The organism is Arenimonas sp. (assembly GCF_035721105.1).
GTDB lineage: Bacteria > Pseudomonadota > Gammaproteobacteria > Xanthomonadales > Xanthomonadaceae > Arenimonas.
Window position 1 is genome coordinate 1 of record NZ_DASTNG010000062.1, and the last position, 23,643, is coordinate 23,643.

A 23,643-nucleotide genomic window follows, 5' to 3' on the forward strand; every position below is an offset into this window, starting at 1 on the left:
CAGGTGCGCCTGATGGACGCCGTGGACGAGAAGGAAGGCGCCGAGGTCGGCGACTTCGTCGAGGAGCAGATCGAGAACCCCGAGTTCGGCCGCATCTCCGCCCAGGCGGCGAAGCAGGTCATCGTGCAGCGCGTCCGCGAAGCCGAGCGCGCGCAGGTGGTCGACGCCTGGAAGGATCGCGTCGGCGAGCTGATCAATGGCGTGGTCAAGCGCGTCGAGCGCGGCAGCGTCTACGTGGACCTGGGCGGCAATGCCGAGGGCTTCATCCCCAAGGACAAGGCGATCCCGCGCGACGTGCTGCGCCCGGGCGACCGCGTGCGCGGCTACCTGCTGGACGTGCGCGCCGAGCAGCGCGGCCCGCAGCTGTTCATCAGCCGCACCGCGCCCGAGTTCATGATCGAGCTGTTCAAGCTCGAGGTGCCGGAAGTCGGCCAGGGCCTGGTGGAAATCAAGGCCGCCGCCCGCGACCCGGGTGACCGCGCCAAGATCGCCGTGCTGGCCCACGACCACCGCACCGATCCGATCGGCGCCTGCATCGGCATGCGCGGTTCGCGCGTGCAGGCGGTGTCGAACGAACTCAACGGCGAGCGCATCGACATCGTGCTGTGGTCGGACAACCCGGCGCAGTTCGTCATCAACGCCATGGCCCCGGCCGAGGTGCAGTCGATCATCGTCGACGAAGAGAAGCACTCGATGGACCTCGCGGTCGCCGAGGACAAGCTGGCCCAGGCCATCGGCAAGGGCGGCCAGAACGTGCGCCTCGCCAGCCGCCTGACCGGCTGGCAGCTCAACGTGATGACCCAGGACCAGGTCACCGCCAAGTCCGAGGGCGAGCAGGCCACCGCGCGCCAGCTGTTCATGGACAAGCTGGAAGTGGACGAAGAGATCGCCGGCATCCTGGTCGCCGAGGGCTTCAGCACGGTCGAGGAAATCGCCTACGTGCCGGCCGCCGAGCTGCTGGCGGTGGAAGGCTTCGACGACGACATCGTCGAGGAGCTGCGCGCCCGCGCCCGCGATGCGCTGCTCACCGAGGCCCTGGCGGTCGAGGAAGAGATCGAGGAGCACAAGCCGGCCGAGGACCTGCTGTCGCTCGACGGCATGGACGAATCGCTGGCCTACACCCTGGCGGGCCGCGGCATCGTCACCCGCGACGACCTGGCCGACCTGGCCACCGACGACCTCACCGACATCGAGGACATGGACGCCGACCGCGCCGCCAAGCTGATCATGGCCGCCCGCGCGCACTGGTTCGAATAAGCACCAAGACGCCGTTGCTCCAAGTCGTTCCCTGCTTCACCACGCGCGCCCCGGCGCGCAGTCCCAAGGAATCACCAACCAATGTCTGAAGTCACCGTTGCTTCGCTGGCCAAAGTGCTGGGTATGCCCACCGAGAAGCTGCTCGAGCAGCTCGCGGGTGCGGGCATGACCTTCAGCGGGCCGGACCAGGTGGTCAGCAGCACCGAGAAGATGAAGCTGCTCGGCTTCCTGCGCCGTACCCACGGCAAGGACGACAAGCCGGCCGAAGCCGCCGTGCCCAAGAAGATCACCCTGCAGCGACGCAAGCAGGAAGAGCTGACCGTCAGCGCCGGCAAGACCAAGTCGACCGTCACCGTGGAAGTGCGCCAGAAGCGCACCTACGTCAAGCGCGACGAAGCCGACGCGCCGGTCACCGACGAGCGCCAGGAAGCCCTGCGCAAGCTCGAGGAGTCCAAGGCCCGCAACGACGCCGAGCTGGCCGCGCTCAGCGAGGCCGACCGCCAGCGCAAGCTCGAGCGTGACGCCGAGGAAGCCCGCCTGAAGGCCGAGGAAGCCGCGCGCAATGCGCCGGCCGAGGTCGCGCCGCCCGAGCCGGTGTTCGAGGAAGAGGTCGAGGAAGCGCCGGCCAAGCCCGCGCCGCGTCCCGCCGCGCCCGGCCCGGTCGGCCAGATCATCATCCACGAGCCGCGCAAGTCGCGTCCGGTCGCGCCCAAGCCGGCGCCGGCCGCGCGCCCGGCGCCCGCCGGTCCCGGCAAGCCCGGCCCGGGCGCCGCCAAGCAGGCGCCGCCCAAGAACAAGTCCGTCCGCGGTTCGCACGCGATGGTCGACAACGAGGGTGACGAGGGCCAGGCCAACCGCTTCGCGGCCGGCCAGCTGCACCTCACCGATTCCGAGCGCGCCCGCCGCGGCGCCGCCGGCAACCGCAAGAAGACCAAGCTGCGCGGTCCGGAGCCTTCGCGCACCGGCGGCGGCGCCCACGGCTTCTCGCGCCCGACCGCGCCGATCGTCCGCGACGTCTTCATCGGCGACTCCATCACCGTGGCCGACCTGGCCGTGAAGCTGGCCATGAAGGGCGGCGAAGTGGTGCGTGCGCTGTTCAAGATGGGCGTCATGGCGACCATCAACCAGGTGATCGACCACGACACCGCCGTGCTGGTGACCGAGGAACTCGGCCACCGCGCCAGCAAGGCCAACGATGACGACGCCGAGATCGCGCTGGTCGCGCACCAGGAAGACGTGCAGGGCGAGCGCAAGACGCGTCCGCCGGTCGTCACCATCATGGGCCACGTCGACCACGGCAAGACCTCGCTGCTCGACTACATCCGCCGCACCAAGGTCGCCACCGGCGAAGCCGGCGGCATCACCCAGCACATCGGTGCGTACCACGTCGAGACCGAGCGCGGCGTCATCAGCTTCCTCGACACCCCGGGCCACTCGGCGTTCTCCGCCATGCGCGCCCGCGGCGCCAAGCTCACCGACATCGTGGTGCTGGTGGTCGCGGCCGACGACGGCGTGATGCCGCAGACGATCGAGGCGGTGAACCACGCGCGCGCCGCCAAGGTGCCGCTGCTGATCGCCGTGAACAAGATGGACAAGCCGGAAGCCAACCCGGACAACGTCAAGCAGGGCCTGGTCAAGCTCGAGGTCGTGCCGGAAGAGTGGGGCGGCGACGTGCAGTTCGTGCCGATCTCGGCCAAGACCGGCATGGGCGTGGACGCCCTGCTGGACGCGATCGCGGTGCAGGCCGAGGTGATGGAACTCACCGCCGTCTACGACGCCCGCGCCACCGGCGTGGTCATCGAATCCGCGCTCGACAAGGGCCGTGGCCCGGTCGCCACCGTGCTGGTGCAGCAGGGCACCCTGAAGAAGGGTGACTACCTGGTCTGCGGCGTGCACTACGGCCGCGTCCGCGCCCTGTTCGACGAGAACGGCAAGCAGACCGACCAGGCCGAGCCGTCGATCCCGGTGGTCGTGCTGGGCCTGTCGGGCGTGCCCGACGCCGGCGACGACTTCGTGGTCGTGGCCGACGAGCGCCTGGCCAAGGAAGTCGCGCAGCAGCGCGACGCCAAGCGCCGCGAGTCGCGCCTGGTCGCCACCGCCGGTTCGCGCATGGAAGACATCATGGCCTCGATGGGCCAGGACAAGGACCAGGCCAACCTCAACCTGCTGGTGAAGGCCGACGTGCAGGGTTCGGTCGAGGCGCTGCGCCAGTCGCTGGTCGCGCTCTCGAACGACCTGATCAAGATCAACGTCATCAGCTCCGGCGTGGGTGGCATCACCGAATCCGACGCCACGCTCGCCGCGACCTCGAAGGCCGTCATCATCGGCTTCAACGTCCGCGCCGACGCCAGCGCCCGCAAGATCATCGAGACCAATGGCCTCGACCTGCGCTACTTCTCGATCATCTATGACGTGATCGACCAGGTGAAGCAGGTGGCGTCCGGCCTGCTGGGCGTCGAGATCCGCGAAGAGATCCTGGGCATCGCCGAGGTCCGCGACGTGTTCCGCAGCTCCAAGTTCGGCGCGGTCGCGGGTTCGCTGGTCATCGAGGGCACCGTCCGCAAGTCCAAGCCGATCCGCGTGCTGCGCAACTCGGTCGTGGTCTTCGAGGGCGAGCTGGAGTCGCTGCGTCGCTTCAAGGACAACGTCGAGGAAGTCCGCAGCGGCGTCGAGTGCGGCATCGCGGTGAAGGCCTACAACGACGTGCAGCCGGGCGACCAGATCGAGTGCTTCGAGCGCATCGAGGTCCAGCGCACGCTGTAAGGCGCGCGCGAAGCCATGGCGAAGAAGAGCTTCCATCGCACCGATCGCGTCGCCGCCCAGCTGCGGCGCGACATCGGCCAGATCGTGCACCAGGCGGTGCGCGAGCACGGGCTGCCCTCGGTCAGCGTGTCCGACGTCGAGGTCACCCGCGACCTGGCCCACGCCAAGGTCTTCGTCACCGCCCTGATCGGCGAGCAGGGCCCGGCGGCGGTGAAGGGGCTCAAGGAGATCGCGCCCGAGCTGCGCTATCGCCTGGGCCAGGCCGTGCGCATGCGCCACGTGCCCGAGATCCACTTCTTCTACGACGATTCGGTCGACAAGGGCGAGCGCATCGACCAGCTGCTGCGCGACAACCCGCCCGGTCCCGCCGAGGACTGAGGCCCGCGCGTGGGTCGCCCCGTGTTCCGGCCGCTCGACGGCATCCTGCTGCTCGACAAGCCCGCCGGCCTGAGTTCGAACGGGGCGCTGCAGCACGTGCGCCGCCTGTACCGCGCCGAGAAGGGCGGCCACACCGGCGCGCTGGACCCGCTGGCCACCGGCCTGCTGCCGCTGTGCTTCGGCGAGGCCACCAAGATCGCCGGGCTGCTGCTCGGCGGCCGCAAGGCCTACGAGGCCGGCCTGCGCCTGGGCGCCACCACCGACACCGACGACGCCGATGGCCAGGTGCTGCGCGAACGCGCGGTGCCGGCGCTCGACCGCGCCACCGTCACCGCGGCGCTGGCGCCGTTCCTGGGCCGGATCATGCAGCGGCCGCCGATCTATTCGGCGCTCAAGCAGGGCGGGGAGCCGCTGTATGCGCGGGCCCGCCGCGGCGAAGTGATCGAGGTCGCCGAGCGCGCGGTCGAGATCGACGCCATCGAGCTGCTGGCGCTGGAGGGCGACCGGCTGCGGCTGGCCGTCACCTGCGGCTCCGGGACCTATATCCGCAGCCTGGCCCGCGACCTGGGCGAGGCCCTGGGCTGCGGCGCCCACATCACGGCCCTGCGCCGGACCTGGGTCGAGCCCTTCAATCCGCCGCGGATGCACACCTTCGCGTCCCTCGAAGCCGTTGCGGCCGCGGGCGGCGAGCCGGCCCTCGATGCCCTGCTGCTGCCCGTGGAGGCCGGCCTGGCGCACTGGCCGGCGGCCGTGGTCGACGCCGGCGAGGCCCGCCGCCTCGGCCAGGGGCAGGCCGTGTCCACCCTCGGATCCGCGCCGGGCGGGGCCCCGGGCCCGATCCCCGCGACCGTGAACCTGCTCGATCCCGCCGGCCGCTCCCTCGGCCTCGGCGAGTGGCGTGAAGACGGCCAACTCTGGCCCAAACGCCTGTTCCGCTGGGCTTCCGCCTCCTGACGGCGCCCGCGGCAGCGGTCCGGCCGCGCTAAAGCCTTGTCCGTAAAGGCCGCTTCCGTTAAACTTTCGCGGCTTTCACGAGCACATCCCAACCGGCGGGCCACGCGGTGCGACGTCAATCCTGGCGACGTTCCTGCAGGCTGCGCATCACAAGAGAAAAAACATGTCCATTGATTCCGCCAAGATCATCGAAGAGTTCAAGCGCGTCCCCAACGACACCGGCTCCCCGGAAGTCCAGGTTGCCCTGCTCTCGGCCCGCATCGACCACCTGACCGACCACTTCAAGGCGCACAAGCAGGACCACCACTCCCGCCGCGGCCTGCTCAAGATGGTCAACCAGCGTCGTTCGCTGCTGGGTTACCTCAAGAAGAAGGACCAGGCGCGCTACCAGACGCTGATCGAGCGCTTGGGCCTGCGCCGCTAAGACAAGTAAACCGACGCGGCGCAGTGATGCGCCGCGTTGCATTTGGGGGCACGGAATCCCGAATGCGAAACCGGCGGGCAGGGTGCCCGGCGGATTGAATCCGAAAAGAGGACAACATCATCGTGGCGAAAGTAACCAAGACCTTCCAGTACGGCCAGCACCAGGTCACCCTCGAGACGGGCGAAGTCGCCCGCCAGGCGAGTGGCTCGGTCATCGTCAAGTTCGACGACACCGTCGTGCTGGTGACGGCCGTCGGCAACAAGAACGCGAAGGAAGGCATGGACTTCTTCCCGCTGACCGTCGACTACATCGAGAAGTTCTACGCCGGTGGCCGCATCCCGGGTGGCTTCTTCAAGCGCGAAGGCCGCCAGACCGAGCGCGAGACCCTGGTGTCGCGCCTGATCGATCGCCCGATCCGTCCGCTGTTCCCCGAGCACTTCCGCAATGAAGTGCAGGTCATCGCCACCGTGATGTCGATGAACCCCGAGATCCACGGCGACATCCCGGCCCTGATCGGCGCGTCCGCCGCGCTGGCCCTGTCGGGCATCCCGTTCGCGGGCCCGATCGGCGCCGCCAAGGTCGGCTACGCCAACGGCAAGTACCTGCTCAACCCGTCCACCACCGAACTCAAGACCTCCGACCTCGAGCTGGTCGTCGCCGGTACCGCCAACGCGGTGCTGATGGTCGAGTCCGAGGCCAAGGAGCTGAGCGAAGACGTGATGCTGGGCGCCGTGATGTTCGGCCACCAGCAGCTGCAGGCCGTCATCAAGGCCATCAACGAGCTGGTCGCCGAAGTCGGCGTCAAGCATTGGGACTGGAAGGCGCCGGAAAAGGCCCAGGCCCCGATCGACGCGCTCAAGGCCGCCATCGGCAACCAGCTCGAGGCCGCCTTCCAGGTGCGCGACAAGCTCGAGCGCAAGGAAGCCATCTCGGCGGTCAAGAAGTCGGTGCTCGAGTCGCTCAAGCCGCAGGCCGAGGCCAATGGCTGGAACCTGGCCGACCTGTCGAAGGAATTCGGCGAGTTCGAGTACAGCACCATGCGTGACTCCGTGCTCAAGACCAAGGTCCGCATCGACGGCCGCGCGCTCGACACCGTGCGCCCGATCTCGGTGAAGACCGGCGTGCTGCCGCGCACCCACGGCTCCTCGCTGTTCACCCGCGGCGAGACCCAGGCCATCGTGGTCGCCACCCTCGGCACCGCGCGCGACGGCCAGATCATCGACGCCGTCGAAGGCGAGTCGAAGGACCACTTCCTTTTCCACTACAACTTCCCGCCGTACTCGGTCGGTGAAGCCGGCCGCATGATGGGCCCGAAGCGTCGCGAGATCGGCCACGGCCGCCTCGCCCGCCGCGGCGTCCAGGCCGTGATGCCGTCGATGGAGTCGTTCCCGTACACCATCCGCGTCGTCTCGGAGATCACCGAGTCGAACGGCTCGTCGTCGATGGCCTCGGTCTGCGGTTCCTCGCTGGCCCTGATGGACGCGGGCGTGCCGATCAAGGCGCCGGTGGCCGGCATCGCCATGGGCCTGGTGAAGGAAGGCAGCGACTACGTCGTGCTGTCCGACATCCTGGGTGACGAAGACCACCTGGGCGACATGGACTTCAAGGTGGCCGGCACCGAGGGCGGCATCTCCGCCCTGCAGATGGACATCAAGATCGACGGCATCACCGAGGAGATCATGAAGGTCGCCCTGGCCCAGGCCAAGGCCGGTCGCCTGCACATCCTCGGCGAGATGGCCAAGGCCATCAGCTCGCCGCGCTCGGAGCTGTCCGAGTTCGCGCCGCGCCTGCTGACCATCAAGATCCACCCGGACAAGATCCGCGAAGTGATCGGCAAGGGTGGCGCGACCATCCAGGGCATCACCAAGGAAACCGGTACCCAGATCGACATCCAGGACGACGGCACCATCGTCATCGCCTCGGTCAACGCCGCCGCCGCCCAGGCCGCGAAGGCGCGCATCGAGCAGATCACGTCCGACGTCGAGCCGGGCCGCATCTACGAGGGCAAGGTCGCCAAGATCATGGACTTCGGCGCCTTCGTGACCATCGCCCCGGGCAAGGACGGCCTGGTGCACGTGTCGCAGATCTCCAACGAGCGCGTCGAGAAGGTCTCCGACAAGCTCAAGGAAGGCGACCTGGTCAAGGTCAAGGTGCTGGAGGTGGACAAGCAGGGCCGCATCCGCCTGTCCATCAAGGCCGTGGAAGAGGGCGAGGGCGTCTAAGCCCCTCGCACCCGGCACCACACGAAAAAGCGGGCTTCGGCCCGCTTTTTCTTTGCCCCGCCTCAGCCCCGCCCTGTAGGAGCGCCTTCAGGCGCGAATCTTTTCGGCGAAGGGCTTCGCGCCTGAAGGCGCTCCTACAAATGAGCGGGCGCTGGTAGAGTCGCGGCATGAAGCGCCATTTCTCCATGATCCGCGGCTTCCACCTGGCCGACTGGCTGACGCTGGGCAACGCCTTCTGCGGCACCGGCGCCGTCTTCGCGGCCATGCGCTTCCTGCAGGACGGACGCACGGCGGATTTGCTCTGGGGCATGGCCCTGATCCCGCTGGCCTTCATCTTCGATGCGCTGGACGGCTGGGTGGCGCGACACCGGCACACGGCCTCGACGCTGGGACGCGAGCTCGATTCGCTGTCCGACGTGATCTCCTTCGGCGTCGCGCCCGCGGCGCTCGCCTATGCCTGCGGCATGCAGGGCGGCTGGGACTGGGCGGTGCTGTCCTACTTCGTCTGCTGCGGCGTGAGCCGCCTGGCGCGCTACAACGTCACCGCCGAGTCGCTCACCGGCGACGCGGGCAAGGTGAGCTATTTCGAAGGCACCCCGATCCCGACCAGCCTGGCGCTGGTGGTCGTGCTGGCCGTGGCCACCTGGCAGGGCCGCATCGGCGAGGCGATCTGGTTCGGCAGCGTGGACCTGGGCTGGGAGCTGCACCCGCTGGTGCTGCTGTACGCCGTGTCGGGCTCGCTGATGATCAGCAAGACCATCCGCATCCCCAAGCCCTGAGCCGGCCCCTGCCGTGAACCTCCCCACGCTGGCGGCGATCGATGACCACCTGACGGGCCAGCGCCCGCATCCCTGGCTCGAACGCCTGCCGCGCTTCCTGCGCGAGTTCCTGTACTTCGGCATCAAGGAAGCGCGCGCCTGCCTGTTCGTGGTGCTGTTCTTCGCGGCGGTGTTCACGGTGCCGCGCGAGGGTTGGCTGGGGCTGCCGCGGTACGACGTGCTGCTGGTGGCGGCGCTCGCGATCCAGGCCTTCATGCTGCTGGCCAGGCTCGAGACCTGGGACGAGCTCAAGGCGATCTGCCTGTTCCATGCCGTGGGCTTCGGGCTGGAGGTGTTCAAGACCTCCCCGGCGATCGGCTCCTGGAGCTACCCGGACGCGGGCTACACCAAGGTGCTGGGCGTGCCGCTGTTCGCCGGCTTCATGTACGCGGCGGTGGGCAGCTACATCATCCAGGCCTGGCGCCTGTTCGACCTTCGGGTCCAGCACCATCCGCCGCACTGGATGGCGGCGCTGGTGGCCGTACTGATCTATGCCAACTTCTTCACCCACCATTTCATCGGTGACTATCGCTGGTACCTGGCGGCCGCGGCGCTCGGTCTCTACGCGCGCGCCACCGTGGTGTTCCGGCCGCTCGACCGCGACCGCCGGATGCCGCTGCTGCTGGCCTTCGTGCTGATCGGCTTCTTCATCTGGATCGCCGAGAACATCTCCACCTTCTTCCGCGTCTGGAGCTACCCCGACCAGCTCGGCGCCTGGGCCGCGGTGCACGTGGGCAAGTGGAGCTCCTGGGCGCTGCTGGTGGTGATGACCTTCACCATCGTCGCCAACCTCAAGCACATCAAGGCGCGCATCCACGTGCCCGACTGAGCCCGGCCCGCGCCGCGCTGGTAAAGTGCCCGGCCAAGGGAGCCCCGCATGGACTATCTGCTCGTCACGCTCGACCTGGTCGGCACCTTCGTGTTCGCCCTCAGCGGCGCACTCGTGGGGGTGCGGCACCGGCTCGACCTGTTCGGCGTGCTGGTGCTGTCCTTCGTGGCGGCGAACGGCGGCGGCGTGATGCGCGACACCATGATCGGGGCGACGCCGCCGGCGGCGCTGCAGGACTGGCGCTACGTGGCGATCTCGATCGCGGCCGGACTGGTCACCTTCTGGCGCGCCGGCGCCATCGAGCGCTGGCGCAATCCGGTGCAGTCGATCGATGCGCTGGGCCTGGGCGTGTTCGCCGTGGCCGGCGCGCTCAAGGCGCAGGCTTTCGGGCTGGGCCCGGTCGGCGCGATGCTGCTGGGCATGCTCACCGGCATCGGCGGCGGCATGATCCGCGACGTGCTGGTGGCGCAGGTGCCCACCGTGCTCAAGGCCGAACTCTATGCGATCGCGGCGCTGGTCGGCGCGGGCGTGGTGGTGCTCGGCACGGCGCTGTCGCTGCCGCTGCCCGGGGTGGTCGTGGCGGGCGTGGCGGCCTGCACCGGGCTGCGCCTGTTCGCTATCCGCCGCGGCTGGAAATTGCCGGTGGCGCGACCGCCGGCGTGAGCCTGGCCGTGGCGGCGCTCATGCGGGCGGCGTTTCCGCCGTAGCGGCCGCGCCCGACCTGCAGGCCGGGGCCGGACAGCGTCCCGAAGGCCCCGGGCCTCAGGCCCAGCCGGTGGCGTAGAACACGCCGATGATCACGAACACCGCCATCGTCTTGATGATCGTGATGGCGAAGATGTCCTTGTAGGCCTGGCGATGGGTCAGGCCGGTCACGGCCAGCAGGGTGATCACGGCGCCGTTGTGGGGCAGGGTGTCCATGCCGCCGCTGGCCATCGAGGCGACGCGGTGCAGCACCTCCATCGGGATGCCGGCGGCGTTGGCGTTGGCGATGAAGGTGTCGGCCATCGCCGCCAGTGCGATCGACATGCCGCCCGAGGCCGAACCGGTGATGCCGGCCAGCGCCGTGACGGTGATGGCTTCGTTGACCAGCGGGTTGGGGATCGAACCCAGCGCATTGGCGACCACCAGGAAGCCGGGCAGGGCGGCGATGACGGCGCCGAAGCCATATTCGGAGGCGGTGTTCATCGAGGCCAGCAGGGCGCCGCCGATGGCGGGCTGGGTGGTTTCGGCGAAGTGCGCGGTCACTGGCTTCCAGGCCAGCACCAGCACCGCGGCGATGCCGGTCAGCAGGGCGCCTTCCACCGCCCAGATGGCGGCGATGCGGCTGACTTCCTGCACCACCGGCGCGGCGTTGCCGATCACCGAGGGCGCGAATTCGTGGCTCTCGCCGTAGAGGCGCGGGATCAGCACCGTGTAGAGCTTGTTGGTGGCGCCCACCAGCACCAGCGGCAGCAGGGCGATCCAGGGGTTGGCCAGCCGGTCGCCGGCGAAGGGCGTGGGCTCGTTCCTGAGGTCGGTGCCATAGCCTTCGCCGGCGCGGGCGGCGGCGCGGCGGCGCGACTCCAGGTAGGTCATGCCCAGCGCCAGGATGAAGACGCCACCGATCGTGCCCAGCACCGGCGCGGCCCAGGTGTCGGTGCCGAAGAAGCCGGTCGGGATGATGTTCTGGATCTGCGGCGTGCCGGGCAGGGCGTCCATGGTGAAGGTGAACGCGCCCAGCGCGATGGTGCCGGGGATCAGGCGCTTGGGGATGTCGGCCTGGCGGAAGAGTTCGGCCGCGAACGGATAGACCGCGAACACCACCACGAACAGCGACACGCCGCCGTAGGTGAGGACGGCGCACACCGCCACGATCGACAGCATGGCCCGGTCGGGCCCGAACAGGCGGATGGTCGCCGCCACGATCGACTTCGAGAAGCCCGACACCTCGATGAGCTTGCCGAAGATCGCGCCGAGCAGGAACACCGGGAAGTAGAGCTTCAGGAAGCCCACCATCTTGTCCATGAACAGCCCGGTGAACATCGGCGCCACCAGGCTGGGGTCGGTCAGCAGCACCGCGCCCAGGGCCGCCACCGGCGCGAACAGGATGACGCTGTAGCCGCGGTAGGCGACCAGCATCAGGAAGCACAGCGCGGCCAACACGATCAGGAAGGACATGCCTTCGGTCCCCGGGGTTCCAAGCAAGGCCCCGAGTGTCCCCAGCCGCCGCGGCGCCGGCCACTTGTACCAAGGTACAGGTGCCGCCGGCGCGGCCCCCGCATAGTCTTCACGCCATGCGGCCATCCCGGCCAGCCAACCGCGTTGCAAGGGGAAACGAATGAAGCGCACCCACCTGAGCCTGGCCATCGGCCTCACCCTGTCCCTGGCCGCGATGCAGGCCGTGGCCCAGACCGCGCCCGCGGCGGCCGACGAGGCGCGCTCCGACGTCACCACCCTGGACGCGGTGGAAGTGACCGCGCGCCGCCGCACCGAGTCGCTGCAGGACGTCCCGGTCGCGGTCAGCGCCTTCAGCGAGACCGCCCTCAAGGACCTGCAGGCGTCCAACATCGACGGCCTGCAGGGCGCCGTGCCCAACCTCAACATCGTGCCGGGCCGCGGCTCGTCGAACTCGGTGAACGTCTTCATCCGCGGCGTCGGCCAGCCCGATGCGCTGCAGACCTTCGACCCGGGCGTCGGCATGTACGTCGACGACGTCTACTACTCGCGCATCAACGGCGCGCTGTTCTCGCTGTTCGACGTCGGCCAGGTCGAAGTGCTGCGCGGCCCGCAGGGCACGCTCTACGGCCGCAACTCCACCGGCGGCGCGATCAAGCTGACCACCAAGGACCCGTTCGACGGCGACCGCGGCGCGGTCGAGCTGACCGCCGGCAACTTCGGCCGCGCCGAGGGCCGCGCCTACGCCAGCTTCCAGCTCAGCGAGACGATGGCGGCCAGCATCGCTGGCGCCTGGATCAATTCCGATGGCTACGTCACCGACCCGACCACCGGCAAGGACTACAACGGCGAGGACACCCGCGCCATCCGCGCCAAGCTGGCCTTCCGCCCCAGCGACGCCTTCAACGCCACCCTCGCGCTCGACTACACCCGCCAGGACAACGCCCTGACCCTGGGCGAGCCGACCGCGCCGCTGACCCAGACCGACTTCTCGCTGGGCACCGTGGTGCTGCGTCCCTACGTGCCGGGCGAGTACAACTTCCAGACCCGCACCTCGTTCGACCCCGACCAGGGCCAGGAGCTGACCCACGCCGGCGTGTCGCTGGCGATGAACTGGAACCTCAACGATCGTTTCCTGTTCAAGTCGATCACGGCCTACCGCGAGCTCGAGACCGAGTCCTACATCGACATCGACGCCTCCGAGTTCGAGCTCGGCGACGTGCTGGTCGCGATCGACCAGGACCAGTTCAGCCAGGAGTTCCAGCTCCAGTACGACAACGGCGGCAACTTCAAGGCCGTGATGGGCCTGTTCTACCTCGACGAGAACGTGCCGTCGCACCAGGAAGCCTATGCCGATGACTTCCTGGCCTTCGGCGGCGTGCCGCTGACCTTCCTGCGCACCATCGACGACGACCTGTCCAACACCAGCTACGCCGGCTTCGTGCACGCCAGCTGGGAGTTCGCGCCGACCTGGACGCTGTCCACCGGCCTGCGCTACAGCAAGGACAAGAAGAACTACTTCCGCACCACCTCGACCTTCTCGAACCTGGCCCTGCTGGCTGCCGATCCGCAGAACGAGTTCACCATCGAGGACAGCTGGAGCGCCTGGACCCCGTCCTTCAGCCTGCAGAAGCAGGTCAGCGAGAACGCGATGGCCTACGTCTCCGGCAACCGCGGCTACAAGGCCGGCGGCTTCAACGGCCGCGCCAACACCGCGCCCGAGATCAGCTCGTTCGATCCCGAGTTCGTCACCACCTGGGAAGTGGGCATGAAGCTGCAGTCCGAGGACCGCCGCATGCGCGGCAACTTCGCGCTGTTCAGCAGTGACTACACCGATTTCCAGGCCCGCGTGTCCGAGATCCAGAACCCGGGTGCGCCGATCCCGACCTTCGCCTTCCCGGTGCTCAACGCCGCCGAGCTCAGCATCCGCGGCGCCGAGTTCGAGGGCAGCGCGCTGCTGGGCGAGGCCACCGTCGTCAGCGCCCAGGTGGGCTTCCAGGACGCCCGCTACGACAAGTTCGTCGATCCGCGCACCGCCACCAACCCGGCGCTGTTCGCCAACATCCACGACCACGTGCCCTTCAGCCCGAAGGTCACCGCGCGCCTGGCCGTGCAGCACACCTTCGACCTGGCCGGCGGCAGCCGCCTGGCCGTGGGCGCCGATGCCTCCTACCGCGACGAGACCTGGCTGTCGGTCGACAACCGCGTGAACCTGCGCCAGGGCGAGTACACGCTGTACGGCCTGTTCGGCGCCTGGACCTCAGCCGAGGGCCAGTGGGAAGTGCGCGCCGGCGTGCGCAACCTGTCCGACGAGGTCTACAAGACCGAAGGCCAGGAATTCTCCAGCGTCGGCAACATCCAGACCGCCTACTACGGCATGCCGCGCAACTACTACGCGTCGCTGCGCTACAACTTCTGATGCCAAGCTTTCCCCGGGAAATGTCCCAACGGGCCGCGCAAGCGGCCCGTCTTTTTACTCCCGCCGCGCGGCTCGCCGGCGTCGCGTCGACGCTGGTGCTGGCGGCCTGCGCCGCACCGTCGGCGCCGCCGCTGCCCTCGCTCGCGCTCGATCCGGACCGCATCGCCGTGGCCGGCGTGTCGTCCGGCGCCTACCAGGCCACGCAGGTGCACCTGGCGTTCTCGGACCGGCTCCGCGGCGCGGTGCTGGTCGCCGGCGGGCCCTACGGCTGCGCGGGCGGGCAGCTGGATACCGCGCTGGGGCCGTGCATGAAGGCCGAGCCCTTCACCCCGGACCCGGCGCGGCTGGCCGGCAAGGTGCGCGAGCGCGCCGAAGCGGGCGACCTGGCGCCCTTGGCCGGCCTGGCGGGGGACCGCGTGCTGGCGCTGCACGGCCGCGACGACGGCACGGTCGCCGAGGGCGTCAGCCGCGCCTCGCTGGGCGTGTACGAACAGCTGGTGCCGCAGGTGCCCGACCTCGCGCTGCGCTGGGACGGCGCCCGCGAGTTCGGCCACGTGATGCCGACCGCCGCCAGCGGCGTCGACTGCCGCGCCGGCGGGGCGCCGCACCTGGGCGCCTGCGGCTTCGACGCCGCGGGCGAAGCCCTGGCCTGGCTGTACGGGCCGTCCGCGGCGCCCGGCGTCGCCACCGGCGAGCTGCGCGTCTTCGACCAGACGCCGTACGTGCCGGCGGCGGGCGATCCGCTGCTGGCCGACCGCGGCTGGCTGTACGTGCCGGCCGCCTGCGCCGCGGGCGAGACCTGCGGGGCGGTGGTGGTCTTCCACGGCTGCGAACAGGACATCGGGCGGCTGGGCGATCGCTTCGCGCGCGAGTCCGGCTTCAACCGCTGGGCGGACGTGATGCGGCTGGTGGTGCTGTATCCTCAGGCGCGATCAAGCTATCTGCCGCTGAATCCGAAGGCATGCTGGGACTGGTGGGGTTACACGGGGCCGGACTACGACACCCGGCGCGGCCTGCAGCTGCGCTGGCTGGCGTCGGCCATGGCCGCGCTCGGCGCGCCGCTGGAGTGAGCCGGACGCCCGCGCCGTGCTGACCGATGCCCTCGTCATCGGCGCCGGCCTGGTCTGGCTGGGCCTGCTGTTCGGCACCGCGCTGTGGGCCGAACGCCGGCCGGGCCTGCTGTCGAAGCAGTGGCCGATGGTCTACAGCCTGTCGCTGGCGGTGTACTGCACGTCCTGGACCTTCTTCGGCACGGTGACCCAGGCCCAGCGTTCGGGCTGGCCGATCCCGCCGACCTTCCTCGGCACCATCCTGCTGTACGTGCTCGGCTTCGGCTTCCTGCTCAAGCTGCTGCGGCTGGCGCGCGAGCACAATTCGACCTCGCTGGCCGACCTGGTGGCGACGCGGCTGGGCAAGAACTCCTGGCTGGCCGCCGTGGTCACCTTCGTGGCCATGCTGGGCATCGTTCCGTACATCGCCCTGCAGCTCAAGGCGGTGGCGATGAGCTACGGGCTGCTCACGCGCGCCTCGGACCTGTCGCCGCCCCCCTGGCAGGACAGCGCGCTCTACGTGGCGCTGGCGATGGCGCTGTTCGCGATGCTGTTCGGCACGCGGCGCGCCTCGGCCGCCGAGCACAACCGCGGGCTGGTGCTGGCGATGGCGCTCGAGTCGCTGCTCAAGCTGGGCGCGATGTTGGCGCTCGGGGCCTTCGTCTGGTTCGGGCTGGAACTGCCCGACGTGCCGCCGGTCCCGCCGCCGGCCGACGGCGCCAGCGGTTTCCCGGCGCTGGTGCTGCTGGGCGCGCTGGCGATGTTCACGCTGCCGCACCAGTTCCACGTCGGCGTGGTCGAATGCCGCGACGAAGGCCAGCTGCGCACGGCGCGCTGGCTGTTCCCGCTGTACATGCTGGTGATCGCGCTGCCGATCCTGCCGCTGGCGCGCGCCGGCGACGCGCTGCTGGCGCCGATCGGCGTGCCCTCCGACCTGTACGTGCTGGCGCTGCCGCTGGCGCAGGGCCAGGAAGCGCTGGCGCTGCTGGCCTTCCTGGGCGGCCTGAGCGCGGCCACCGGCATGGTGATCCTGTCGACGCTGGCGCTGAGCGTGATGATTTCCAACCACTGGCTGGCGCCGCTGCTGGTGCGCGGCGCCTGGGGGCTGGGCGGCGGCAAGGGCGCCGACCTGCGCGGCGCGGTGCTGATGCAGCGGCGCGTGGGCATCCTGGTGGTGGTGCTGCTGGCCTGGGGCTACAGCCGCGCGATCGCCGGCAGCGATGCGCTGGCCGACATCGGCGCGCTGTCGTTCTCCGGGCTGGCGACGCTGGCGCCGGCGGTGGGCTTCGCCGTGTGGCGGCCGCAGACGCCGCCGCGCGCGGTGCTGGCGGGCCTGCTGGCGGCGGTGGCGGTGTGGATCTGGGTGCTGCTGGTGCCGGCGCTGGCCGACGCCGCGGCGGCGCGCGCGACCTGGCTGGTGGACGGGCCCTTCGGGCTGGCGTGGCTGTCGCCGGACGGGATGTTCGGCCTGGGCGAATGGAGCCGCATCGCGCGCGCGACCGTGCTGAGCCTGGTGGCCGGTGCGCTGGTGACCTGGGCGCTGGCGTCGCGGCTGGACGTCCTGCCCGACCGCGGGCAGGGCGCGACGCTCACGCGCGACGGCCTGCGCGCGGTGGCCGTGCGCTTCCTGCCGCTGCCGCGGGTGGAGGCGGCGCTGGCCGGCGCCACCGGCGACGGCGCCGTGGCGGCCGGGGTGCAGCAGCGGGTCGAGCGCGAGCTGGCCGCGGTGCTGGGCGCGGCCTCGGCGCGGCTGCTGCTCGACGCCGCGCGCCGCGAACAGGGCCGCGACCTCGACACCGTGGCCACCATCGTCGGCGAGGCGTCGCAGGCGCTGCGGTTCAACCAGCGGGTGCTGGAGGCGGCGCTGGAGAACATGAGCCAGGGCATCAGCGTGGTCGATGCCGAGCTGCGGCTGGTGGCGTGGAACCGGCCCTATGCCGAGCTGTTCGACTACCCGCCCGAGCTGCTGCAGGTCGGCGTGCCGGTGGCGGAACTGGTGGCGCACAACGTCGCCCGCGGCCGGGTACAGTCGCGGGCCGCGGCCGACCCGGTGCAGCGCCGGCTGCAGCACATGCGCGCGGGCACGCCCTACGTCACCGAACGCCGCTTCGGCGACACCGTGGTCGAGATCCGCGGCACGCCGATGCCGGGCGGCGGCTTCGTGGCCACCTTCACCGACGTCACCGCCTTCCGGCGCAGCGAGGCCGAGCTCAAGTTGGTGGCCGAGACGCTGGAGCAGCGCGTGGCCGAGCGCACCGCCGAACTCGCCGGCGCCAAGGCCGAGGCCGAGCGCGCCAACCGCGCCAAGACGCGCTTCCTGGCCGCGGTCAGCCACGACCTGGCGCAACCGCTGAACGCGGCGCATCTGTTCGTGCATGCCTTGTCGCCGCAGCTCGACGAGCCGCGGCACCAGGCGGCGCTGGCCAATATCGACGGCGCGCTGGGCTCGGCCGAGTCGCTGTTGGCGGGGCTGCTCGACATCTCGCGGCTCGACGCCGGCGGCATGGCGCCCAAGCCGCAGGTGTTCCGCATCGATGAACTGGTGCTGCCGCTGGCCGCGGAATTCCGGGTGCTGGCCGCGGAGAAGGCGCTGCCGCTGGACACCGTGGCCTGCGGCGCCTGGGTCCGCACCGATCCGCAGCTGCTGCGGCGGGTGCTGCAGAACTTCCTGGGCAACGCCGTGCGCTACACCGCGCGCGGGCGCATCCTGATCGGCTGCCGCCGGCGCGGCGACCGCCTCGCCATCGAAGTCTGGGACACCGGGCCGGGCATCGCCGAGGCCGACCAGTCGGTGATCTTCGAAGAGTTCCGGCGGCTCGACCGCGGCGGCCAGGGCCTGGGCCTGGGGCTGGCGATCGCAGAGCGCGTGGCGCGCCTGCTGGGCCTGCCGCTGAAGCTGCGCTCCTGGCCGGGACGGGGCACGGTGTTTTCGATCGAGGTGCCGCGCGCCGCGCCGGCGCCGGTCGCGGCCGCCGCGCCGGCGCCCCCGCCGCCCGAGCCCCCGCGCAGCCGCGTGCTGGTGGTGGACAACGACGCCGACGTGCTGCGCGGCATGCAGGCGCTGCTCGAAGGCTGGCAGTGCGAAGTGCTGGCCGCGCGCGACGGCGAGGAAGCCCTGCGCCTGGTCGCGGCCGATCCGCCCGACCTGGTGCTGCTGGACTTCCACCTCGACGACCACCAGACCGGCCTGATGCTGCGCGAACGCCTGGCCGCGGTGATGCCGCCCCGTCCCTGCGTGGTCATCACCGCCGACCATGCCGCCGACGTCCGCGACGCGGTGGCCGCGGCGGGCTGCGTGCTCCTGCACAAACCGCTCAAGCCCCTGGCCCTGAAGTCCGTGATGGCGCGCCTGCTGGCGCGCTGACCGGGCCGGGAGGCCCGCCTGCGAAGTCAGGGCAGGGTGCCGAGGTTGCCGGGCTGCAGCGGGGCCAGCGCGCCGTCGGTGAACGTGCGCGGCGTGGTGGCGATGTCGGCGTCGCCGGGCAGCGGGGTGCCGTCGGCGACGTGCGCCCAGGCCGCATCCAGTGCGCGGTAGCCGTAGGGCAGCATCGGCAGGTAGCGCATGCCCAGCACGGGCAGGCCCAGGAAGGCGTCGAAGTGCTGCGCGTTGCGCACGCGCCAGTAGCTCACCGGCCGGCCCTGGGCGCGGGTCCAGCGCGCATACGCGCCGCCGCTGAAGGCTTCCGGCACCAGGCCGTCGTCGGCGCCATGCACCACGATCACCGGCAGGCCCGGCGCCGGCACCTGTGCGCGCGTGGCTTCGATGCCGGCGCGGACCGGGCCGTCGGCGTCGTCCCAGTGCTTGCGCAGGCAAAGGTTGCCCGCCAGCGTCGGGTCCGTGCCCGCGGCCTGGGGATCGCGCAGGGCGATGCCCTGGCCCGGCGGAATGCCGCTGCCGTCGCTCCACCAGGCCGCGCGCTCGGCCGCGGTCGGTGCGCGCGGCTGGCCGTCGGCATCGACTGCGCCAAAGGAGAAGCCACAGGGCATGTCGTCCGGACCGGTGCGCGCGTAGGCCGAGGCGTAGGTCACGTCCACCGCGCGCCACAGGTCGAAGTTGCTGCTGATCACGCCCGCGGCGATGGCCTCGTCGGTCCAGCCGCCCGCCAGCAGGTGACGGCGCGCGGCTTCCGCCTGCGCCGCCGGCGCGTCGTCGGCCAGGATGCCGGCGGCGTGCAGCGAAGCGCAGCGCGCCACGCCCGCGGGCGCCGCGGCGCCGCCCGGGCGCGCGAGCAGCACGCCGTCGAAGGCGCTGGCGTTGAGCGCGCACGGCATCCAGATCGCCGCGTCGCTGGCGTAGTCGTACAGCGCGCGGCCGCCGTCGCCCGGCAGGATGTTGGGCGACACCGCCACCACCGCATCGAAGCGCCCGCCCGGCAGTTCGCCGGCGCGCAGCACGGCGCCGCCGCCGTTGGACACGCCCACCGCGATCACGCGCGTGTTGTCGAAGGTCCACGGGCCGGCCTCGGGATGCGCCAGCGCCAGCACCTGCAGCGACACCTCGGCGGCCTGCGCCACGTGCCGGCCCCAGTCGGCTTCGGGGTTGTCGCCCGAATGCGCATGCTTGACCGCGATCGGCGCGGCGGCGACATCCGTCGACGCCGCTTTCGGCACCCGGAACTCCTCGGTTTCGTCGCCGGTCGCCAGCTGGCCATCGAGCGCGAAGCCGCGGCCGTCGGTGGTGTCGACGTAGCCGGTGCCCGCACCCTTGTCGGTGTAGGCGACCGCGCAGCCGCGCGGCAGGCCCCAGGCCCCGGCCAGCGCGATCGCGCCGTAGATGCCGCGCGAGCCGGACGAAGCCGTGACCACGACGCAGCGTGCCTGCGGGTCGAAGCCGTCGGGCACCTGCACCATCACCCGGTGCGGCTGCCGGCGACCCGGCAGCCGCACCAGCGCGTGGTACTCGCGCCCCGGTACCGGCGCCAGCGACCCGTAGACGCTGCCGTAGCCACCGCCCGGCGAGAGGTCGGCGATGCCGCGCCAGTTGGCCCACACCGCGCGCCGGCGAAGCTCCGCCGCCGTGGGCTGGTCCGGGTTGGCGAAGGCCGGCGGCGTCGGGCTGCGCAGGCCGGCCTCGCCGAGGCCCGCGGTAAGCAGGTCGTCGTCGCCGCGATGGGTGGCCAGCGACAGCCCGGCCTCGAGCTCGACCGAGGGCGTGCGGACCTCCGGTCCGCGGCAGCCCGCCAGCGAAAGCGCCAGCAGCGACAGCGCCAGGACCGGCGTGCGGTAACGACGATCCCGGGCCGGCGCGGTGCGCACGGGCAGGGGGCGGGGCGGCGGGCTTTTCTTGTCCATGGCACGACCTTAGCAATGGCCCGCGCGGCCGGCATCGTACCTTGGTACGACGCGCCGGCGGCGACCGCCTGCTAGGGTGGGGAATCGCTGCAGGAACCAGGATTTCACCATGACCGATCGCTTCCTCGAAGGCCGCGTCGCCCTCGTCACCGGCTCTACCTCCGGCATCGGGCTGGCCATCGCCCAGGGCCTGGGTGCCGCCGGCGCGCGGGTGGCGGTGAACGGCCTGGGCAGCGCCGGGCAGGTTTCCGCCGCGCTCGATTCGGTCCGCCTGGCCGGCGCCGCGGAGGCCCGCCATTTCGGCGCCGACCTCGCCGACGCCGGCGCCATCGAAGCCATGATGGCCGAGCTCGAGGCCTGGGGCCCGGCCGACATCGTGGTCAACTGCGCCGGCGTGCAGCACACCGCGCCGATCGCCGAGATGCCGGCCGCGACCTGGGACACGCTGATCGCCATCAACCTCAGCGCCGCCTTCCACACGATGCGGCTGTCGCTGCCGGGCATGGCCGCGCGCGGCTACGGCCGGGTCGTGAACATCGCCTCGGTGCACGGCCTGGTGGCGTCGGTGAACAAGTCGCCCTACGTCGCCAGCAAGTTCGGACTGGTCGGCATGAGCAAGGTGGCGGGGCTGGAGTACGCGGCGGCCGGCTCGCGCGACAGCGGCGGCGTCACCGTGAACTGCGTCTGCCCCGGCTGGGTCGAAACGCCGCTGATCGAACCGCAGATCGCCGCCCGCGCCGAAGCCGTCGGCGGCGACCGCGACGCCGGCGTGCGCGAGCTGCTGCGCGAGAAGCAGCCCAGCGGCCGCATGTCGCTGCCGGCCGAGATCGCCGACACCGTGCTGTGGCTTTGCCGCCGGCAGTCGCACAACCTCACCGGCGCGGCCATCCCCGTGGACGGCGGCTGGACCGCCCAATAACCGTCCCTGCAGGAGGGCCTTCAGGCCCGAAGCCTTTCGCGAAGAGCTTCGGGCCTGAAGGCCCTCCTACCGGCCGGCGGGCTAAACTGCAGCCATGACGCGCCTCCTCATCGCCGACGACCATCCGCTCTACCGCCTGGCGCTGACGCAGGCCGTGCGCGGCGTGCTGCCCGACGCGACGATCACCGAAGCCGAGGACCTGCCCGCCGTGCAGGCCGCCCTGGCCGCGCAGCCCGACACCGACCTGGTGCTGCTGGACCTGCACATGCCCGGCAGCCACGGCCTGGTCGGCCTGGCCTCGCTGCGCGCCGAACACCCGGGCGTGGCGGTGGCGATGATCTCCGCGCACGACGATCCGGTGACCATCCGCCGTGCGCTGGCCTACGGCGCCGCCGGTTACCTGACCAAGCGCGCCGACCTGGCGGAACTGCAGGCCGGCCTGCGCGCCGTGCTGGCCTGCGAAGAGTGGCTGCCGCCGGCGCTGCGCGACGCCGTGCAGGGTGCGCCGGCCGAGCCCGGCGACCGCGAGACCGCGGCCAAGCTCGCCACCCTCAGCCCGCAGCAGTTCAAGGTGCTCGCGCGCGTCGCCGAAGGCCGGCTCAACAAACAGATCGCCGACGAACTGGGCATCCAGGAGCGCACGGTGAAGGCGCACATGAGCGCCATCTTCGAAAAGCTGGGTGTGCGCAACCGCACCCAGGCCGGCGTGCTGCTGGGCGCGCTGGCGCTGGCCGATCCCGCGCGCGAAGCCTGATCAGCGCCAGAACGGGATGCGATAGGGCAGGGTGTCCGGGCCCACCGGCTTCTGGCCCTTGCCGGTCGCCGGCATGACGGTCAGTTCGTGGCGACCGGCCGCCACCCCGGCCATCGGGACCATGGCGACCAGGCCGCGCTGGCCGGTCTGCGGGTCCTGGGCCGCGTCCAGCGGCACCGCCACCGGCTGGCCATCGATGCGCAGGTCGTGCAGCGTGGCCAGGCAGTCCAGCCGCGCGCGCTGCGCGTCCGGTCCGGTGTCGGCCAGCGCCTCCGGGCAGCGTCGCCGCATCGCCAGGTTGTGCCGCGAGGGCAGGTAGGGAATGAACACCTGCAGGTAGGGCCCGTCCACCACCGGATCCGGGATGTGCGGCGGCGGCACCAGGATCACGGCGTCACCGCGGCGGCTGGCGTAATGCATGGGCAGCAGGAGGTCGCTGCCGGTGACGCGATCGTCGGGCAGGCCGCGATAGTCGCCGAAGCCCCAGCCGATCCGCGCCGACACCGCCTGGAAGCTCACCACGCCCATCATCAGGGCCATGGTGATGCCCACCAGCCAGCCGGTCCGCCGCCCGCCCTCGTTGCTGGCGAACAGCATGAGCAGCGGGTTGTTGCTGCGGCTGAAGCCGATCGCGCCATAGAGCCGGAAGCCGCGCCGCAGCCAGTGCGCCTCGGTCGAGTCGCGCGGCACGCGCCGGCCGCGCGTCAGGTCCCAGGCCACCAGCACGCCGTAGGGCAGGAAGACCAGCAGGAAGGCGACCGAGACGCCGACGAGGGTGAGGTTGCCGTCCGGACCGCCCAGCCGCAGGTAGGTCCAGAGCACGGCCACGGTGATGCCGACCAGCAGGATCGGCACCAGCATCACCGCCGCCATGCCGAAGCCCACGCCGAACACGCGGCTGGCCCGGTTGTCGGCGCGTTCGATCAGCTCGGCCATGTCGCCGCACTGCTCGCGGCTGGCCTCGATGTAGTTCGGGCCCATGCGCCGGTTCAGGCGGTCCCAGCGGATGCCACCCGGATAGACCGAATGCAGCCCGACCAGGGCGACCCAGTGGCCGCGCAGGGCCAGGTGGACGATGAAGGTGCCGATCAGCGTGAGCAGCGAGAACTTGGCGTAGATCCACAGCGCCAGCACCAGGCCGGAGATCTCCATCGCGCTGCCGTTGTTCATGTTGAACATGACCCGGTCGGTGAGGGCCGGCAGCTGCAGCAGGCCGAATACCGTGGCGCCGGAGATCAGCAGCTCCATTTCCCAGGTCGGGGTGGTGCGGCCCGGCACGTGGTGGGCGGCGGCGGGCGGGGCGTCGGCGGCGCCCGGCGGGTCTGGCTGGTGCATGTGGGTCCCCCTGTACGGATCGCCAGATTCGCAGACGCCGGCCTTCACGGACAAGCCCGCGGTGGTAGGATCG

The 23,643-nt window shown here is 71.0% G+C and carries 17 protein-coding genes; 14 read left to right on the forward strand and 3 right to left on the reverse strand.

All coding sequences use genetic code 11. The features are described from left to right. The 9 genes from nusA to VFQ84_RS09990 form a co-directional block, all read left to right on the forward strand. A partial coding sequence (gene nusA, locus VFQ84_RS09950; protein WP_325131482.1) for a transcription termination factor NusA occupies positions 1 to 1,257 on the forward strand: 1,257 nt, incomplete at its 5' end. A gap of 81 nt (positions 1,258 to 1,338) precedes the next feature. Beyond that, positions 1,339 to 4,020 (forward strand): translation initiation factor IF-2, encoded by a 2,682-nt coding sequence (infB, locus tag VFQ84_RS09955; RefSeq protein ID WP_325131483.1) that lies wholly within the window; start codon positions 1,339 to 1,341, stop codon positions 4,018 to 4,020. A gap of 15 nt (positions 4,021 to 4,035) precedes the next feature. Continuing rightward, on the forward strand, positions 4,036 to 4,398 hold the full coding sequence (gene rbfA, locus VFQ84_RS09960; protein ID WP_290890494.1) for a 30S ribosome-binding factor RbfA: 363 nt from the start codon (positions 4,036 to 4,038) through the stop codon (positions 4,396 to 4,398). 9 nt (positions 4,399 to 4,407) lie between these two features. Next, entirely contained in the window at positions 4,408 to 5,352 is a 945-nt protein-coding gene (truB, locus tag VFQ84_RS09965) for a tRNA pseudouridine(55) synthase TruB (RefSeq protein ID WP_325131484.1), read from the forward strand. Positions 5,353 to 5,515: 163 nt separating this feature from the next. Beyond that, positions 5,516 to 5,776, forward strand: a complete 261-nt coding sequence (rpsO, locus tag VFQ84_RS09970) for a 30S ribosomal protein S15 (protein ID WP_034209934.1) — start codon at positions 5,516 to 5,518, stop codon at positions 5,774 to 5,776. A gap of 122 nt (positions 5,777 to 5,898) precedes the next feature. Beyond that, on the forward strand, positions 5,899 to 7,998 hold the full coding sequence (gene pnp / locus VFQ84_RS09975; protein WP_325131485.1) for a polyribonucleotide nucleotidyltransferase: 2,100 nt from the start codon (positions 5,899 to 5,901) through the stop codon (positions 7,996 to 7,998). Between the two features lie 167 nt (positions 7,999 to 8,165). Beyond that, positions 8,166 to 8,777, forward strand: coding sequence for a CDP-diacylglycerol--serine O-phosphatidyltransferase (pssA, locus tag VFQ84_RS09980; RefSeq protein WP_325131486.1), 612 nt, complete (start codon positions 8,166 to 8,168; stop codon positions 8,775 to 8,777). 13 nt (positions 8,778 to 8,790) lie between these two features. Beyond that, positions 8,791 to 9,645, forward strand: coding sequence for a DUF817 domain-containing protein (locus tag VFQ84_RS09985; RefSeq protein WP_325131487.1), 855 nt, complete (start codon positions 8,791 to 8,793; stop codon positions 9,643 to 9,645). Positions 9,646 to 9,693: 48 nt separating this feature from the next. Further along, on the forward strand, positions 9,694 to 10,308 hold the full coding sequence (locus VFQ84_RS09990) for a trimeric intracellular cation channel family protein (RefSeq protein WP_325131488.1): 615 nt from the start codon (positions 9,694 to 9,696) through the stop codon (positions 10,306 to 10,308). 99 nt (positions 10,309 to 10,407) lie between these two features. On the opposite strand, the gene VFQ84_RS09995 is transcribed toward VFQ84_RS09990, so the two are convergent. Next, on the reverse strand, positions 10,408 to 11,805 hold the full coding sequence (locus tag VFQ84_RS09995; protein WP_325131489.1) for a GntP family permease: 1,398 nt from the start codon (positions 11,803 to 11,805) through the stop codon (positions 10,408 to 10,410). 160 nt (positions 11,806 to 11,965) lie between these two features. Between VFQ84_RS09995 and VFQ84_RS10000 the strand changes: the two genes are divergently transcribed. The 3 genes from VFQ84_RS10000 to VFQ84_RS10010 are packed head-to-tail and all read left to right on the forward strand — an operon-like array spanning position 11,966 to position 18,634. After that, entirely contained in the window at positions 11,966 to 14,221 is a 2,256-nt protein-coding gene (locus VFQ84_RS10000) for a TonB-dependent receptor (RefSeq protein WP_325131490.1), read from the forward strand. Positions 14,222 to 14,241: 20 nt separating this feature from the next. Then, on the forward strand, positions 14,242 to 15,291 hold the full coding sequence (locus VFQ84_RS10005) for a PHB depolymerase family esterase (protein ID WP_325131491.1): 1,050 nt from the start codon (positions 14,242 to 14,244) through the stop codon (positions 15,289 to 15,291). Between the two features lie 16 nt (positions 15,292 to 15,307). Beyond that, entirely contained in the window at positions 15,308 to 18,634 is a 3,327-nt protein-coding gene (locus tag VFQ84_RS10010; RefSeq protein ID WP_325131492.1) for a NahK/ErcS family hybrid sensor histidine kinase/response regulator, read from the forward strand. Between the two features lie 26 nt (positions 18,635 to 18,660). Here the strand turns inward: VFQ84_RS10010 and VFQ84_RS10015 are convergent, their stop codons facing one another. Continuing rightward, complete coding sequence (locus tag VFQ84_RS10015) at positions 18,661 to 20,562, reverse strand: 3-hydroxybutyrate oligomer hydrolase family protein (protein WP_325131493.1); 1,902 nt, start codon at positions 20,560 to 20,562, stop codon at positions 18,661 to 18,663. 109 nt (positions 20,563 to 20,671) lie between these two features. Here VFQ84_RS10015 and VFQ84_RS10020 point away from each other — a divergent pair, with 109 nt between their 5' ends. Continuing rightward, on the forward strand, positions 20,672 to 21,481 hold the full coding sequence (locus VFQ84_RS10020; protein WP_325131494.1) for a 3-hydroxybutyrate dehydrogenase: 810 nt from the start codon (positions 20,672 to 20,674) through the stop codon (positions 21,479 to 21,481). Between the two features lie 94 nt (positions 21,482 to 21,575). Further along, positions 21,576 to 22,235, forward strand: coding sequence for a response regulator transcription factor (locus VFQ84_RS10025; RefSeq protein ID WP_325131495.1), 660 nt, complete (start codon positions 21,576 to 21,578; stop codon positions 22,233 to 22,235). Here VFQ84_RS10025 and VFQ84_RS10030 read toward each other — a convergent pair whose 3' ends face one another. Then, positions 22,236 to 23,570, reverse strand: a complete 1,335-nt coding sequence (locus VFQ84_RS10030) for a hypothetical protein (protein WP_325131496.1) — start codon at positions 23,568 to 23,570, stop codon at positions 22,236 to 22,238. Positions 23,571 to 23,643 lie beyond the last annotated feature (73 nt).

Bases quoted from the DNA above. Each gene is read 5' to 3' on its own strand.
- VFQ84_RS10005 (WP_325131491.1), top strand. From the start codon at position 14,242: ATGTCCCAACGGGCCGCGCAAGCGGCCCGTCTTTTTACTCCCGCCGCG.
- VFQ84_RS10025 (WP_325131495.1), top strand. From the start codon at position 21,576: ATGACGCGCCTCCTCATCGCCGACGACCATCCGCTCTACCGCCTGGCG.
- rpsO (WP_034209934.1), top strand. From the start codon at position 5,516: ATGTCCATTGATTCCGCCAAGATCATCGAAGAGTTCAAGCGCGTCCCC.
- pssA (WP_325131486.1), top strand. From the start codon at position 8,166: ATGAAGCGCCATTTCTCCATGATCCGCGGCTTCCACCTGGCCGACTGG.
- rbfA (WP_290890494.1), top strand. From the start codon at position 4,036: ATGGCGAAGAAGAGCTTCCATCGCACCGATCGCGTCGCCGCCCAGCTG.
- VFQ84_RS10030 (WP_325131496.1), bottom strand. From the start codon at position 23,570: ATGCACCAGCCAGACCCGCCGGGCGCCGCCGACGCCCCGCCCGCCGCC.
- VFQ84_RS10020 (WP_325131494.1), top strand. From the start codon at position 20,672: ATGACCGATCGCTTCCTCGAAGGCCGCGTCGCCCTCGTCACCGGCTCT.
- VFQ84_RS09995 (WP_325131489.1), bottom strand. From the start codon at position 11,805: ATGTCCTTCCTGATCGTGTTGGCCGCGCTGTGCTTCCTGATGCTGGTC.
- VFQ84_RS10015 (WP_325131493.1), bottom strand. From the start codon at position 20,562: ATGGACAAGAAAAGCCCGCCGCCCCGCCCCCTGCCCGTGCGCACCGCG.
- VFQ84_RS10000 (WP_325131490.1), top strand. From the start codon at position 11,966: ATGAAGCGCACCCACCTGAGCCTGGCCATCGGCCTCACCCTGTCCCTG.
- infB (WP_325131483.1), top strand. From the start codon at position 1,339: ATGTCTGAAGTCACCGTTGCTTCGCTGGCCAAAGTGCTGGGTATGCCC.
- VFQ84_RS09990 (WP_325131488.1), top strand. From the start codon at position 9,694: ATGGACTATCTGCTCGTCACGCTCGACCTGGTCGGCACCTTCGTGTTC.